The organism is Desulfobulbus sp. (genome assembly GCF_030824455.1).
Taxonomy (GTDB): Bacteria; Desulfobacterota; Desulfobulbia; order Desulfobulbales; family Desulfobulbaceae; genus Desulfobulbus.
Genome location: NZ_JAVBXR010000014.1, coordinates 1 through 14,698 on the forward strand (window position 1 = coordinate 1; position 14,698 = coordinate 14,698).

13 protein-coding genes are annotated in these 14,698 nt (G+C 61.4%); 2 read left to right on the plus strand and 11 right to left on the minus strand.

The window, feature by feature from the left end; translation table 11 throughout:
• Positions 1–199: 199 nt before the first annotated feature.
• Genes RCH93_RS02150 through RCH93_RS02160 form a run of 3 tightly spaced genes read right to left on the minus strand, consistent with a single transcriptional unit; the run spans position 200 to position 4,719 of the window.
• Complete coding sequence (locus tag RCH93_RS02150) at positions 200–904, minus strand: hypothetical protein (RefSeq protein WP_306546651.1); 705 nt, start codon at positions 902–904, stop codon at positions 200–202.
• A gap of 40 nt (positions 905–944) precedes the next feature.
• On the minus strand, positions 945–1,430 hold the full coding sequence (locus RCH93_RS02155) for a YchJ family protein (RefSeq protein ID WP_306546652.1): 486 nt from the start codon (positions 1,428–1,430) through the stop codon (positions 945–947).
• Positions 1,431–1,455: 25 nt separating this feature from the next.
• Complete coding sequence (locus RCH93_RS02160; RefSeq protein WP_306546654.1) at positions 1,456–4,719, minus strand: PAS domain S-box protein; 3,264 nt, start codon at positions 4,717–4,719, stop codon at positions 1,456–1,458.
• Positions 4,720–5,087: 368 nt separating this feature from the next.
• Between RCH93_RS02160 and purU the strand changes: the two genes are divergently transcribed.
• Complete coding sequence (purU, locus tag RCH93_RS02165) at positions 5,088–5,969, plus strand: formyltetrahydrofolate deformylase (protein WP_306546656.1); 882 nt, start codon at positions 5,088–5,090, stop codon at positions 5,967–5,969.
• Positions 5,970–5,982: 13 nt separating this feature from the next.
• Here the strand turns inward: purU and RCH93_RS02170 are convergent, their stop codons facing one another.
• Positions 5,983–6,288, minus strand: a complete 306-nt coding sequence (locus RCH93_RS02170; protein ID WP_306546658.1) for a hypothetical protein — start codon at positions 6,286–6,288, stop codon at positions 5,983–5,985.
• 246 nt (positions 6,289–6,534) lie between these two features.
• On the opposite strand from RCH93_RS02170, the gene RCH93_RS02175 reads away from it, so the two are divergent.
• Positions 6,535–8,430, plus strand: a complete 1,896-nt coding sequence (locus RCH93_RS02175) for a transketolase C-terminal domain-containing protein (RefSeq protein ID WP_306546660.1) — start codon at positions 6,535–6,537, stop codon at positions 8,428–8,430.
• 105 nt (positions 8,431–8,535) lie between these two features.
• On the opposite strand, the gene RCH93_RS02180 is transcribed toward RCH93_RS02175, so the two are convergent.
• From RCH93_RS02180 to rsmB, 7 genes are all read right to left on the minus strand, one after another.
• On the minus strand, positions 8,536–9,069 hold the full coding sequence (locus RCH93_RS02180; RefSeq protein WP_306546662.1) for a nitroreductase family protein: 534 nt from the start codon (positions 9,067–9,069) through the stop codon (positions 8,536–8,538).
• Positions 9,070–9,084: 15 nt separating this feature from the next.
• A complete protein-coding gene (gene pyrF / locus RCH93_RS02185; RefSeq protein ID WP_306546664.1) occupies positions 9,085–9,801 on the minus strand; it encodes an orotidine-5'-phosphate decarboxylase in 717 nt (238 codons plus the stop codon).
• A complete protein-coding gene (locus tag RCH93_RS02190; RefSeq protein WP_306546666.1) occupies positions 9,798–10,130 on the minus strand; it encodes a hypothetical protein in 333 nt (110 codons plus the stop codon). The genes pyrF and RCH93_RS02190 overlap by 4 nt, the downstream gene beginning before the upstream one ends.
• Positions 10,131–10,158: 28 nt before the next feature.
• Entirely contained in the window at positions 10,159–11,472 is a 1,314-nt protein-coding gene (locus RCH93_RS02195; RefSeq protein WP_306546668.1) for a PhoH family protein, read from the minus strand.
• Between the two features lie 42 nt (positions 11,473–11,514).
• Complete coding sequence (locus RCH93_RS02200; RefSeq protein WP_306546670.1) at positions 11,515–12,621, minus strand: Xaa-Pro peptidase family protein; 1,107 nt, start codon at positions 12,619–12,621, stop codon at positions 11,515–11,517.
• Between the two features lie 2 nt (positions 12,622–12,623).
• Positions 12,624–13,211, minus strand: a complete 588-nt coding sequence (locus tag RCH93_RS02205; protein WP_306546672.1) for a DUF6657 family protein — start codon at positions 13,209–13,211, stop codon at positions 12,624–12,626.
• A 71-nt stretch (positions 13,212–13,282) separates the two neighbouring features.
• Positions 13,283–14,641, minus strand: a complete 1,359-nt coding sequence (gene rsmB / locus RCH93_RS02210) for a 16S rRNA (cytosine(967)-C(5))-methyltransferase RsmB (protein WP_306546674.1) — start codon at positions 14,639–14,641, stop codon at positions 13,283–13,285.
• Between the last annotated feature and the right edge of the window lie 57 nt (positions 14,642–14,698).

The following is a 14,698-nucleotide window of genomic DNA, read 5'->3' on the forward strand; positions in this document are numbered from 1 at the left end:
AATTGTTGAGCATTATGCACACACTCATCGTGCATCAGAAAACCTTCGATTATTCAAAGGCTTTTCAGGTTACGGCTTGACAATTCCCTTTAACGGGCATTTCGAACGGAGTGAGAAATATCGCGCCATAATGAGATTTCTCCTCGCTGTGCTCGTCGATGACGAAGCGGCGCGCTTCACTTTGGAAATAGCAATGGAATTAGCCGGGGAGCTTGGCAGGGGAACCGATAAGCGCCTCCAAGAGCTCGGCGTCGCTCAGATGATTGTTTTCGATCCGTTCCGCTTTCAGGTAAGTCGCTCCGATCCAGACCAGAAAATGTTCGATCCGCTCTGAACGGACCGGGTCCTGGCCCATATAGCGATCAAAATGATCCAGACTGCCGCGCTGTTCGCGCGCCGCCATGCGCGCCGCTCTGACGGCATGATCAATGTCGAGAACCAGGGTGCGCGCGCCGGTTGCCGGAACGATGGCCCGCAGTGCCCGATCCGCAAGCCAGGGCATTCGGATGTCCTCAACCCGGTCGAAGAGATGTCCCAGGGCAAAGGCCAGCAGGCGGATGGCGGTGTGGCTGACCACAAGGATGGAGCCCTCCGCAGGCGGGCGAAACCGACGGATGTCGCGCCAGACGAGCAGGGCTGTCAGAAAGGGGAGAAGGCGGCAATGGAGCGGCAGGGTAGCGAGAAAGAGTCGTTCCATCCAGAGGTTGAGGGCGCTCTTGTTTTCCGAGGTCCGCCGGTCGTCGGCCTGGGCGCTGAAGGCCCCGCGCCGGCGTTCCACCTGGATTCCGGCCGCCTGGGCGGCGTCGGTCAGCACATTGGCGCAATGATCCTTGCCAGCCAGATCGGTTCCCAGGATCAACAGGGTTTTGGGAAACGAGGTGAGGAGTTCGCGATGGAGCGTCATTGTCAACCGTCCAGAGGCGGGGAAAGAAAGCGCGGGCGTCTCAGGGGCCGCAGCACTTTTTAAATTTTTTGCCGCTGCCGCAGGGGCAGGGACTGTTCCGCCCCACCTTCGCAGCGTGGCCATCGTCGATCAGATCGCCATTAACATACAGCCATTCCCCGGCCTCCCGCACGAAGCGGCTGACTTCGCGGAGGCAGAAAACCCCGTGAGCGCTCCGCGCCGTGGCCCGAAACTCGACCAGACCTTCGGCGTCCTCTTCCCGCCCCTGTTCGGTGCGCAAAATTTCCAGGCCGCGCCAATCAGGAATGGTCGCGGCGTCGATGGCGGCCGGCCGGGTGTTGGCCCGCCAAGTCCGCAGCAAATAGGCCGCGTCCGCCTTGGTGTAGGCGGTGTAGCGGGAGCGCATCAAGGCTTCGGCGGTTGGCGCCGCGATCCGGCCGCTCAGAATTGGCCCGCAGCAGGCTGAAAAGGGGACGCCGGAGCCGCAGGGGCAGGGTGCTTGATCAATCATGGTGGTGCAATCCATAAGGTCCTCCGCAATTGAGCCGCGATCAGGCAGCCACGCCCGGCGCGTCGGTTTCAAGGGCTTCACGCACCTTGACGGCCAGGTCGGCCAAGGTAAACGGCTTCTGCATGAAGTGCATGCCCTCGTCGAGCACCCCGTGGTGGGCAATGACGTTGGCGGTGTAACCGGACATGAACAGGCGCTTGAGGCCAGGGTAGAGGGACAAGAGGTTCTTGGCCAGATCGCGGCCGTTCATCTCCGGCATGACCACATCGGTCATCAATAGATGAATTTCGCCGGCGTGCTCCCGCGCCAACCGGATGGCCTCTCCCGGAGTGACGGCCGCCAGCACCGTGTATCCCTGCAGCTCGAGCATAGTTTTGGCAATGTCGAGAATCATGGTTTCATCCTCCACCACCAGAATGGTTTCGGAACCGCGCGCAACCGCTCCCGCCGCCGCAACCTCCTGGCGTTGCTCGGCCTTGCCCCGATGGCGGGGCAGGTAGACGCGGAAGGTGGTCCCCTGTCCGGGTTCGCTGGACACGTTGATCAGGCCATTGTTCTGCTTGACTATGCCGTAGACCGTGGCCAAACCCAGGCCGGTGCCCTTGCCCGTCTCCTTGGTGGTGAAGAAGGGCTCGAACAGGTGCGGCAGCAGCTCCGGCGCGATGCCGCAGCCGTTGTCGCTCACCGCCAGCAGCACATAGTCGCCGGGCGCGCATTCCAGGTGCTCGGCGCAGTAGGCCGCGTCAAAGACGACGCTGTCGGTTTCGATGGCGACCTTGCCGGTGTCGCCGATGGCGTCGCGGGCGTTGACGCAGAGGTTGACCAGCAACTGGTCGATCTGCGAGGGGTCCATGTTGACCGGACCGACGTCGGCGCCCGGCCGCCAGACCAGATCAATGTCCTCGCCGATGAGGCGGCGCAGCATCTTGAGCATGCCGTCCACCGTCTGATTGAGATCCATCACCCTGGGGGTCACGGTCTGTTTGCGGGCAAAGGCAAGCAACTGGCGGGTCAGATCGGCCGAGCGCTCGGCGGCCTCGCGGATGTGCTGCAGGCTGGAGAAAAGCGGCAGGCCGGGGTCGGTCTGATTGAGGACCAGTTCCGCGTGGCCGAGAATCACACTGAGCATGTTGTTGAAATCGTGGGCCACGCCGCCGGCCAAGCGCCCGATGGATTCCATTTTCTGGGATTGGAGCAACTGGAACTGGAGTCGTTCCTTGTCCGCCTCGGCCTGTTTGCGGCCGGTGATGTCCTGCAGGCTCAGCTGGATCAATTGCCGGTTGCGGTGCATAAAAGACATCAGCTGCACCTCGGTTTCCCAGATCTCGCCGTCTGGCCGCTGGTGCCGCCACTCGAACACCAGCGATCCCTGGGTGAGAGCCTGGCTGATTCTGTTCGCAGCCGCAATGTCTGACGGCTCGTGATCGTACTGGAACTGCGGCGACACCTCTGCAGGCCCCTTGCGCAGCAGCTCGGCCCGGTCCGCGACGCCGTACATGCGGACCGCCGCCGGATTGCAGTCGATAAAGCGGCCGGTTGCCGGATCGATCACCGCCAGCGGAATGTGGGAATCGTGGAACAGCACCTTGTTGAAGGACTCGCTCTCCCGCAGTTCGTCCTCCGCCTGTTTTCGCTCGCTGTAATCATAGATCAAGGACAGCATGACCTCGGCGCCGCCGAGATTGACGGCCACCGCAGACCACAGGGCGTCTCGAACCTGTCCTGATCGAGCGACGAAGCGAATCGGCTCGTCGCGAAACGATCCGGTTGCCTTGAGCCGTTGGCCCAAACGGGTTCTGCTTGCCGGATCCTCCCAGATGCTTTGGGCGTAGGAGGTGTTGCCGATGGTCTCTTCCCGCGTGTATTCGAGCATCCGCAGCCACTGTTCGTTGACGTCGATGAAGCGGCCGGTGGCAATGTCGGAGATGACCATGGGCGCTGGAGAGAGGACAAAGGCCTTGGAAAAACGCTCCTCGCTCTCGCGCAGCGCCGCTGCCGCCTGTCGCTGCTCGGTGACGTCGAGATAAACGGCCATCAACAACCGACGGCCGGGCGCGCCGATGAAACGGCCAAACAGCGAACAGATGCGGATGGAGCCGTCGCGACAGCAGAGCTGCGCTTCAAAACCGGCCACTGACTGCTCTTTGTTGGCCAACTCGACAAATCGTCTGCGGTCGTCGGGATTGCGCCACAACCCAATGTCAAACCCGCTTCGGCCTTCGGCTTCTTCCCGCGTGTACCCGAAGGTCTGATGCCAGGTCTCGTTCCAGGTCGTTCCCTGATAACCGTCGACCTCGGAGGCGAAGGCCATGGGAACCGGCGCCGATTCAAACAGCTGGATAAAGCGGCTCTCGCTCTCCCGCAACTCGTCGTTGCGCTGTTTCACTTCGCGCAAGGCCTTGGCCACTGTTCTCCTCAGCTGGAGATTCCAGAAAAAACCCAGGCAGAGCAAGGCCGCAACGCCTGCTCCGTACCACTTGATTTCGGACCAGGAAATTGTGGAAAAAAGGGAGTGGCCGGTCCAGGAGGCGACAATCGCCGCGATCTCGCGCCCCGACATCCGGTTGAAGCCGTCGTCCACCACGGCCAGGAGCGCCGCATTGCCTTTTCGGACTGCGGTGTGGAGCGGGCTGACCGCGACCGGACGCGCGGTTTCGCGAAACAACCCGTTGGCGGCGTGCTTGGCCAGGTAAAAACGCCCCACCTCGGCGTCAAGGGCCAGCACCTTGATCTCGCCCCGCACCGCAGCGCCGATCAGGGTTTCAGCGTCGGCGTAGGTCTGGAGCAGGATCGTGGGATGGCCCTGGCGGATCAGTTCCACCGCGCTGTCGCCGGCGACAACCCCGACCGGAAATCCCTGCAGATCCTCAAGACCTCGGATGCCGTGGATTTGTTTGTGGAAAAAAATCGAGCTCGGAATCGAGAGATACGAGCGGGAAAAATCAAAGCGGCCAAGACGCTGCTCGGTTTTGAACAGCCCGCCGACCACGTCGGCCTCTCCGCGGTCCACGGCGACGAGGGCCGCCTCCCAGCGCATCAGACGAAACTCAACCGGGATGCCGGTCTTGCGGCTCCACAACTTCCAGACGTCAACGGTGATGCCGGCGGGACGACCTTCGGCGTCGAGAAAGGTGAAAGGGGCGTAGGCGGCGTCATCAACAACCGTTATCCGGGCCGGTTTGACGGGAACGACCCCGGCGGCGGAAGGGCCGGAAAAGAGCTCAGCAGGGCTGAAAACGCCCACCAGGAGCAGTGCCCAGACGGACGCCGTTACAAAAATCCACCGTGTGGCGCTGTGTGCCATGCGTGCAAGCCCTCTTGCTGTGTCCATGTTCCGGCCTGCGTAAAACGCCTGGGCGGATGTCCCGCGCGCTGGACCTGAACGGTTGCTTCACTGTAGCGAATGAATTCGAGATAACCTAAAAAAAATCCTGGAGGCGCTATATTATTGAGGTCTGTCCCAATCCGGGAGCGGCTTCGCGACCGCCGGATTTTGGTGGATTGAGCAAAAAATCAGGGAATTTCCCAGTGTTGTCGGCAAGCCGCCCATTTCCCGGCTTGCGCAACAGGGCTAAAAAGGCTATTTTCAGGGTTTCGCCGTAACGCCGGTTCGTGTAACCTTTTCAGATTGCTTCCTTTTTTAAACTCAACCGTTGCATTGCCCACCTCGCCATGAAAAACCCAGACGCACCACCTGCTCCTTCCTCCGCCATCCTGCTCATCCATTGCCCCGACAACAAAGGCATCGTGGCCACGGTCAGTGAGTTTATTTATAAGAACAACGGCAACATAACCTTTCTTGACCAGCACGTTGACGCCCTGCGCCAGGTCTTTTTCATGCGCATCGAGTGGGAGTTGGAGAATTTCATCATCCCCGACGACAAGATCGACGAGTATTTTGCCACCCTGATCGCCCAAAAATACGACATGAAATGGCAGCTGCACTTCTCCCACGAGACGCCGAGGATGGCCATTTTCGTCTCCAAATTGCCGCATTGTCTCTACGACATCCTGTCTCGCTGGAAATCCAAAGAGATTGATGTGGAGATTCCCCTGATCATCAGCAATCACCCCGACCTGGAACCGGTGGCCCGCCAGTTCGGCATCGACTTCCATCTCTTTGCGGTCAACAGCGACAACAAGCGGGAACAGGAGCAGGCGCAACTGCAGTTATTGGCCGAGCACAAGGTGGAATTCATTGTCCTCGCCCGGTACATGCAGATTCTCTCTGACGACTTTATCAGCAAGTATCGCAATAAAATAATCAATATCCACCACTCCTTCCTCCCCGCCTTCCCCGGCGCCAAACCCTACCACTCCGCCTTTGAACGGGGGGTCAAAATCATCGGCGCGACCAGCCATTACGTGACGGCGGATCTCGACGCCGGGCCGATCATTGCCCAGGACGTCATCCGGGTCAGCCACGCCGATTCGGTCGAGGATCTGGTGCGCAAGGGCAGGGATCTAGAAAAGGTGATTCTTTCCCGCTCCATCTGGCACCACCTGCAACGGCAGATCCTGGTGTTCCAGAACCGCACCGTGGTCTTCACCTGAGGTTCGCCCCGGTTTACATCGCCTCGGGCAGCGGTTCGGCGTCCGGCGGCGGTCCGTCCATTTCAAACAGGTGAAACTCCAGCGTGCCGTCGTAAATCAAAAAGGTGGCGACGTACCTACCGGGCTCGTCGGGAACTGCGGTGTTGGTGGTGTAGATGCCGATGTAGCGGTCCTGGGGCGGCATTTCGGGATCGACCAGCACCCACATCAGCGGCGCGTTGTCTCCCTTGGTCTGCACGGTCAGAATCTGGCCGCCAAAGGGAATGGGCACGGCCTGGACGCGGTTGGGCGTAAGTTCAAATTTCCAGATGGTTTTCATGGCGGTTGCTCGGTTGGGGGTGATCATGTCGGTTGCAAGGCTTGGTTGCGTGCCCCCTTTGTACCGTCCTTGACCGCAAGGCGCAAGACCTCGCCGCATGCCGGCGGCGGTGCGGACCGGGCGAGATCGCCCTTGCGGATTTTCACATTTCTGTTATCTGTGCAGTAGTTTTTTCCGGACCGTGAACGGAACCCTGCGACTTTCCATCAAAGCCGTTCCCAGAACTTCTTCCCATCAGGATATGTTATGAAATTTCCTATTGATTTGTCGGCGTACACGCCCTTGCGTTTCTCCGTGGCCCAGGACGGGCTTTCTGCGGAGCAGCGCGCCGCCTTGGTGCAGAACATCAATCTGGTGCGCGACAGTATCGTTTTTTTCACCGCCCTGGCCAACACCAAAGGACTGGGCGGCCACACCGGCGGGGCCTACGACATTGTCCCGGAGCTGTTGATCGCCGATGGGTTCATGAAGGGCGGCGACTCCTGCTATCCGGTCTATTTTGACGAGGCTGGCCACCGGGTAGCGATTCAATACGCCATGGCGGTGCTCAACGTCTTTCAGCCGGCCGAAGCGCTGCTCCATTACCGTGAATTCGGCAAGGGTTTGTACGGTCATCCCGAGCGGCATGAGGAAGCCGGAATCTTCTTCAGCTCCGGCCGTTTGGGCCACATGTGGAGTCACGTCAACGGCGTGGCCGAGGCGCACCCGACCCAGAACGTGTTCATGTTTGGCAGCGACGGGTCCCAGCAGGAGGGCGACGACGCCGAAGCGGCCCGCTACGCCGTGGCCCGGAACCTCAAGGTCAAGCTGCTGCTCGACGACAACGACGTCACCATCGCCGGCCATCCCACCGAGTACATGAAGGGCTATGACCTCGAGCGCACCCTGTCCGGCCATGGTCTGGTCGTGCAGACCTGCCAGGGCGAGGATCTGGACAGCCTGTTTGCCTCCATCCGCCAGGCAATTGTCGTCGACGGACCGGCGGCGGTGGTGGTCAAACGCAAGATGGCGGTCGGCGTTGCCGGCATCGAAGGATTGCCCAAGGGCCACGACGTCATTCCCGTGCCGCTGGCGATCGACTACCTCACCGCCAAGGGCCACGCGGCCGCGGTGGCCATGCTCCAGCAGGTTCCGGCCAAGGCCGCCAAGGTCGAGTATCGCGGCAGTTCAACCCAATCGGCCAAAAACCGCGACGAGTTCGGCAAGATTGTCAGCGACCTGATCAAAGAGATGGACAATCCCGCCTCCCGGGTGCTGGTGGTGGATTCCGACTTGGAGGGCTCCTGCGGCCTGCACCACGTCCGCAAAAACTGCCCGGAGGTGTACGTCCACGGCGGCATCATGGAGCGCAACAACTTCTCGGTGGCCGCAGGTTTTGGTTCCAGCCCCGGCAAGCAGGGAATTTTCGGCACCTTTGCCGCCTTCCAGGAGATGGTGATCTCCGAAATCACCATGGCCCGGCTCAATCAGGCCAACGTCATCGCCCACTTTTCCCATTCCGGGGTGGACGACATGGCCGACAACACCTGCCATTTCGGCATCAACAACTTCTTTGCCGACAACGGCCTGGCCGAGCACGATCAAACCCGGCTCTACTTCCCGGCCGACGCCCTGCAGCTCAAGGCGATCCTGAGCTCAATCTTCAATAATCCTGGCCTGCGTTTCGTCTACTCCACCCGCTCCGCCACCCCGTTTATTTTGAACGAAAAGGGCGAGAACCGCTTCGGCGACGGGTACGCCTTTGCCCCGGACAAGGACGAGGTGATCCGCGAAGGTCGCGACGGCTACATCGTTTCCTACGGCGAGATGCTCTATCGCTGCCTGCATGTGGTGGAATTGCTCAAAGAAGAGGGCATTCAGCTCGGCCTGATCAACAAGCCGGTGCTCAATGTGGTGGACGAGGCCATGCTGGCCACGGTGGGTTCCAGCCCGATGGCGCTGGTGGTTGAGACCCAGAACAGCAAGACCGGCCTAGGCGCCCGCTACGGCAGTTGGCTGCTGGAGCGCGGCTATGCTCCGAAATACGGCGCGATGGGAACCTGGAAGGACGGCGCCGGCGGACTCTCCGAGCAGATACCCCACCAGGGCCTGGGAACCGCGGCAATCCGCGAAAAAGCGCTTGAACTGCTCAAAAAGGGCTGAGGCTGCTTAAAGCCGCTCCCACCCTCCACTCTATCCGTCAAACCCGCGTTGATGTAGGTGCCAAGCCTTCATCAACGCGTTCTTTTTTCTTGCGCTGTTGTTCGCTCAGCGCCGTCGGCCAAACTGCTCAAAACTGACCTGATTGCTGCACAGCGAGGATGCCGGATGGCCGCTCTTCGCGCCCTCCGGATACCCGACGCCGACCATCGCCAGCACCATCATCCCCGCAGGCAGACTGAGCAGTTCGCTCATATATTCTTGGGAGCTGGAGCCGTCGTCGCGTTGCCGCAACCGGATCTGCACCCAGCAGCTGCCCAGACCAAGATCGGCAGCCTCCAGGTGGATCAGGGCGGCGGCAATCGAAGCGTCTTCCACCCAGACGTCGCTTTTGTCCGGATCGGCGCAGACCACGATCGCCAAAGGTGCGCCGCCCAGGAAGGTTGCGCCGTGGGCCTTGGCGACCGCAAGCTGTTGCAGCCGAGCCGGGTCAGTCACCACGACGAATTCCCAGGGATTGTTGCCCTTGGACGAGGGGGCGCGCAGGGCCGCCTCCAAGAGGAGATCGAGTTTTTCCCGCTCCACCGGCTGGGCGGTGAAACGGCGGATGCTTCTGCGGGCGCGCAAGAGATCAATCAACATACAGTCCTCCTTAATTTAACGCTGCATTGCGGCCAGAGCGGCGGATATCTCGTCCTGGACGGCGGTGATGCACGCCTCCGGGTCGTGGGCGTCGCGGATGGGCCGGCCAATGACCAGATAATCGGCGCCGTCGGCAATGGCCCGCCCCGGCGTGGCCACCCGCTGCTGGTCGTTCAGATCGGCCCCGGCCGGGCGGATGCCTGGGGTGACCATGACAAAATCATGTCCTAAGCGGCCGCGCAACAACGCCGCTTCCCTCGCCGAGCAGACCACCCCGTGACACCCGAGACGGAGCACGGCCTCGGCCCGTTGCAGCACCAGATCATCCACGGTTCCCGGATACTGCAACTCGCGGAGCTGTTCCGCCCCAAAGCTGGTGAGCACGGTCACCGCCAGGATCTGAATCCCGGTTTCGGCCGCCAGGGCCGCCTCCACCACCGGCCCGTAGCCGTGCACCGTGGTCAGACTGACGCCCCGATTGGCAAACTGGCGCACCGCCAACTGCACCGTGGCCGGGATGTCGTAGAGCTTGAGATCAAGCATCACCTTGCAACCCTTGCCCACGATGTAGTCGACCATCGGCCAGCCGCCGGCAAAAAACAGCTGCAACCCGACCTTAAAAAAGCGGATGCGGCCGCACAAGCGGTCCACCAGCGCCCTGGCCTCGCCGGGGTCGGCAAGGTCAAGGGCAAAGATAATGCGTTCTTCCAATGGAATCGCGGTTGGGTTCATGCCCGGATCATCTCCTCGCTGAGCATGCGGTCGGCAAAATCAAAGACGAACTGCCGCTGGGCTGGGGTGGCCAGGGCGATGCAGGTGCAGTGCATGTTGCTGGCGCTGCGCACCAGCAGCTCAAAACGAATCGAGCCCTGTTCGAGCACCACCGTAAAATAAAAAGGGCCGCACTCCCCGTGGTTCAACTGCTCCGGGCCCAGCAGGTCCGGGGGCACGCTGAGAAAAAAGACGCCTTCCAGGCCACCCGGTTTCAGGGTGCGCTTGAGGTAGCTGTCAAGGGCGTCGCGTTCGAGAAAAGAAATCTCGTCAATCATGTACTGGCGCATAATGTTTCACATTTCCAATCGTGGGATATTACAGATATTCAGCCGCCAGCGAGGCCAGATGGCTGCGCTCGGAGCGGGTCAGGGTGATGTGGCCGCAGGCCTCCTGGCCCTTGAGCCGCTCCACGGTGTAGCTGAGCCCGTTGCTGCTGGCGTCCAGGTAGGGGTTGTCGATCTGCTCCGGGTCGCCGGTGAGGACCATCTTGGTGCCCTCGCCCGCTCGGCTGACAATGGTTTTGACCTCGTGCGGCGTCAGGTTCTGGGCCTCGTCGATGATCACGTACTGACGCGAAATCGAGCGGCCGCGGATATAAGTTAAGGCTTCAAGTTCAATCCGGTCTTCGCGGAGCAGCCGATTGATGCCCAATTCGGCGGCCGCGTCCTGCTTGCCGCCGTTGGTCAGGCCCATCAGGTAGGCGAGATTGTCAAAGATCGGCTGCATCCACAGCTTCATCTTCTCATCCTTGGTGCCCGGCAGATAGCCGATGTCGCGGCCAAGCGGAATCACCGGCCGGGAAACCAGCAGTTTTTCGTAGCGGCTCGACTTGAGGGTGTTGGCCATACCGGCCGCCAGGGCGAGCAGGGTCTTGCCGGTGCCGGCCTGACCGATCAACGAGACCAGCGAGACCGTCGGATCCATCAGCAGCTCCAGGGCCAGCCGCTGCTCCATGCTCCGGGGTCGGAGGTTGGAGGCGGAGTCATAGGCCGGATTGAGCGGCTTTAACAGGTTGCCGGCCACCGCCCGGCCAATCCCGGTGTGCTTCTCGTTGACCGCATCAACCAACAGAACGAACTCGTTGGGCTGAAGCTCCTCTCCGTCCCACAGCAGCTCCTTGCTGTGGTGAAAGCGGTCGATAGTGGCCGCCGAGGTCTTGAGGCTGCGCCAACCGGTGTAGAGTTGATCGAAATCAGCCTTTTCCTTCTCAAAATCCTGCACCTCGATGCCCAGGGCGTCGGCCTTGAGCCGGGCATTGATGTCCTTGGACACGAAAATGACCCGTTTGCCTTCCCTGAACAGGCGGTAGGCGGTGGCGATGATGCGGTTGTCCGGAATGTTGAGATCAATGCAGGCGCCGCCGTCTCCCTCCTTTTCCATGGTGATCCAGACCACGCCGCCGTCGCTGGTGGGCACGCCCTTGCCCAGACTGCCCTGGACGCGCAAGCGGTCGAGGCTACGGATGACGTGGCGGGCGTTGCGGCCCAACTCGTCGTTGTTCTTCTTGAATTTGTCCAGCTCTTCAATCACCGTCATCGGCAGCACCACGGTGTTGTCGGCAAAGCAGGTGATCGCGTCGCTGTTGTGGAGCAGAACATTGGTGTCGAGGACGAAATATTTGGCGGCCATGCAACTCCCTAAAACTGAAAAGGGGGACGGTTGACGAACGGGTTACAGGTCAAGACCGGTGGTGTCCTGGTTAAGGACCTCGCAGCCGTCCTCGCCCACAATCACCATGTTTTCCAGGCGGATGCCGCCCCAGTCGGCCAGATAGAGACCCGGCTCGACCGTGACCACCATGCCGGCCTGCAGCTGTTTGGTCCCGCGCGGCGACAGGCGCGGCTCTTCATGCACCGCAACCCCCACCCCGTGTCCCAGACCGTGCCCAAAGGCTTCATACCCGGCGTCAATCAGCGTCTGCCGCGCAATCCGGTCGACCTCAGCCCCGGTGACCCCGGCGCGAACGGCGCCGATCCCGGCCAGCATGGCCTTGCGCACTGCGCGGTGGCGGTCGATGTAGGTCTGATCAGGTTTGCCGGCGACAAAGGTCCGGGTCATGTCCGAACAGTAGCCCTGATACACCAGCCCCATGTCGATCAGCACCAGATCGCCAGCCTGCAACTCGCGGTCTGTGGGCACGGCGTGCGGCCGGGCGGCGTTGGTTCCAAAAGCGACGATGGTGTCGAAGCTCGGGCCTTCCGCGCCCATCTCCCGCATGGTCAACTCCAAGGCCAGGGCGATCTCCCGTTCGGTCATGCCAGGTTCGATGGTGTTGTACACCGATTGAAAGACTTTCTCGTTCAATTGGGTGGATTGGCGCAACAGGCGCAATTCGTGTTCGTCCTTGATTGCCCGCATCTTTTCGATCAGCCCGCTCTCGGCCTGCAGGGTCAAGCCCCGCTTTTCAGCCATGGCGGCCAGACGCAGGAAGGACGAGTGGAGAAAGTAATCGCTTTCAAAGGCTAGCGTCCGAACGCCGCTCTTTTTGCACAATTTCTCCAACAGCTGCAGCATCCCTTTGGCGTAAGTGTCCACCTGAAAAAGCGGTGATTCCGCCTCGGCCTGGAGGGTAAAACGGGAATCGGTCAGGAGATGCGGCATCCCCTCGGCCGGGATGAGGAGAAAGCCGGCGCTCTCCTGGATGCCGTGGTCGGGCGCGGTGTAGCCGCTGAGGTAGCGGCGGTTGTCCGGCTGGGAGACCAGCAGGGCGTCCAGCCGTTTGCGCCGCAGGACCTGTTGCACCCGGGTGAGCCGTTCAAGCTCGGCGTTGCGGCTCATGATCAGGCTCCGGTCCAGTCCTTGAGTTGGGCCTTGAATTGCTCCATGGCCTGACCGTACTGCGCGTCGATGTCGGCCTCCAGTCGGTTCCACTGCTCCTTGAACTGGGGTTCCATGGTGGGATCGATCTTCATGCTGTCGGCCTTCATCCCTTTACGGAGCAGCATCTGTTCGATCTGCATTCGCATCTGCTCCTTGAGCTGCTCATACAACTGCTTGCGATGCTGCCCGTACTGGGAGGCAATGGTCTGTAATTCCTGGCAAAGAGCGGCAATATCCGGGGTTCCCTGATTGAGTTCGACCACGCCTTTGACGGCCTGTTCGATCCGTTTGACGCCGTCTTCGTCGCGGGGCAGAAAGAGGTTGCGCAGCAGCGAGGCCAGCATGCCCTTGCGGACCGATTCCTGCTGGGACGGGTCCTGCTCGCGGAGGATTTCGACGAGGGTGGCCTTGCCGCCGTTGAGGTACTCGGCGGTCAGTTGCATGCCTTTTTTCAGGCTTTCCTCGTGGCGCATCTCGTCCGGAGTGGCCATTCCCATGCGGGCGGCGCGCTCCATCACCAGATCCATGGTTGATTTTATTCCAGCCATTGTCGGTTTCTCCTAGCAGATTGTTGTGGGGGGTGCATATGGCCTGCGAATATAAACACTGTCTGCGGAAACTACAAGTTGCGGCAACGAACCAGGCGGGCGGCGAAAAAGCCGTCCAGCCCGTCGGCCGGGTTGGGACGGAAAAATCCAGACGCATCGGCCAGCCGCCGGGCAGACTCCGGCAGCAAGGGAGCCGTTCCCTCAACCGAAAAGAGCGGGCAGCGTTCCAGAAAAAGACGGACCACCTCGCTGTTTTCCTCAGGCTCCAGCGAACAGGTGGCGTAGACGAGAATGCCGCCCGGTTTGAGCAGACCGGCGGCGATCTCCAGCAGGTGGGTCTGGGTCTGCTGGTACGTCGCCAGCTCCTCGGGTTGACGGTTCCAACGGATGTCGGGCTGGCGCCGGATAACGCCGGTGCCCGAACAGGGGGCGTCGATCAAAACAGCGTCAAAGGGCTGGGGCCGGGTGGCGGCAAAGGCCCGCAGATCAGAGCGCACCGCTTGGACCGCATCGTTGTGTCCCAGCCGGCGCAGGTTTTCTCCCAGCAGGCGGGAACGGCGCGCGTCAGGCTCCACAGCAACAATGCCGCCGTCCGGCGGCAGCATTTCGGCCAGGTGCGAGGTCTTGCCGCCCAAACCGGCGCAACCGTCGAGCACCCGACAGCGGGCGGGCAACGGACCGACAAGTGGTGTGGCCAGTTGCGCCGCCTCGTCCTGGACCTGAAAATTCCCTTGCTCATAACCGGGCAGGCCGGCGATGGAGCCCGGGAAGGTTTCGACGATCAGACTCAAGGGGCTGAAGCGGCCGTTGCGGACAACGATTCCGGTCTTTTCCATCAGGGCCTTGAGGGCTGCACGACTGGAGCGGCGACTATTGACCCGCAGGGTGAGGGGTGGCTCAACGTTGTTGCTGATGCAGATCGCCCGTGCCGTTTCCGCGCCGAATGCCGCCTGCCAACGCTCGATCAGCCAGGCCGGGTGATTGAGGATCGGCGGGCTGGCGGCCGCCGTCTGCTCGGGGCTAGGCAGAGTGGCTCGGCCCCTGGCGATGGCGCGGAGGATGCCGTTGGCAAAGCCGATCAGCCAGGCGGGTTGACCAGCGGCTTTAAGGGTGTTGACCGTAGCGTTGACCGCCGCCGATTCCGGGATGCGGTTGAGAAACAGCAGTTGATAGACCCCGATCCGCAGGGTCATCAGGGTGCGCGGCTTCATTTTCCGCAGCGGATGCTTGGAAAAGGTGCGGATGATGTGGTCAAGGTGTTCCTTTTGCCGTAGCACGCCGTAGACCAGGGTTTTCACCAGGCCGCGGTCAATGTCGGCCAACCCTTCGATGGCGGAGTGAAACAGGAGATCAATCGAATTGTGGGTGGTGGCCCAGAGGCAAAGGATGTCAACGGCGGTGGCGCGCGGCGTGGGGGGAGGCGAGGTCATTGTTGGGCGTGATGTCCTTGAGGAAGAGAGAAGGGCCATTGGCTAATGGCAATATTC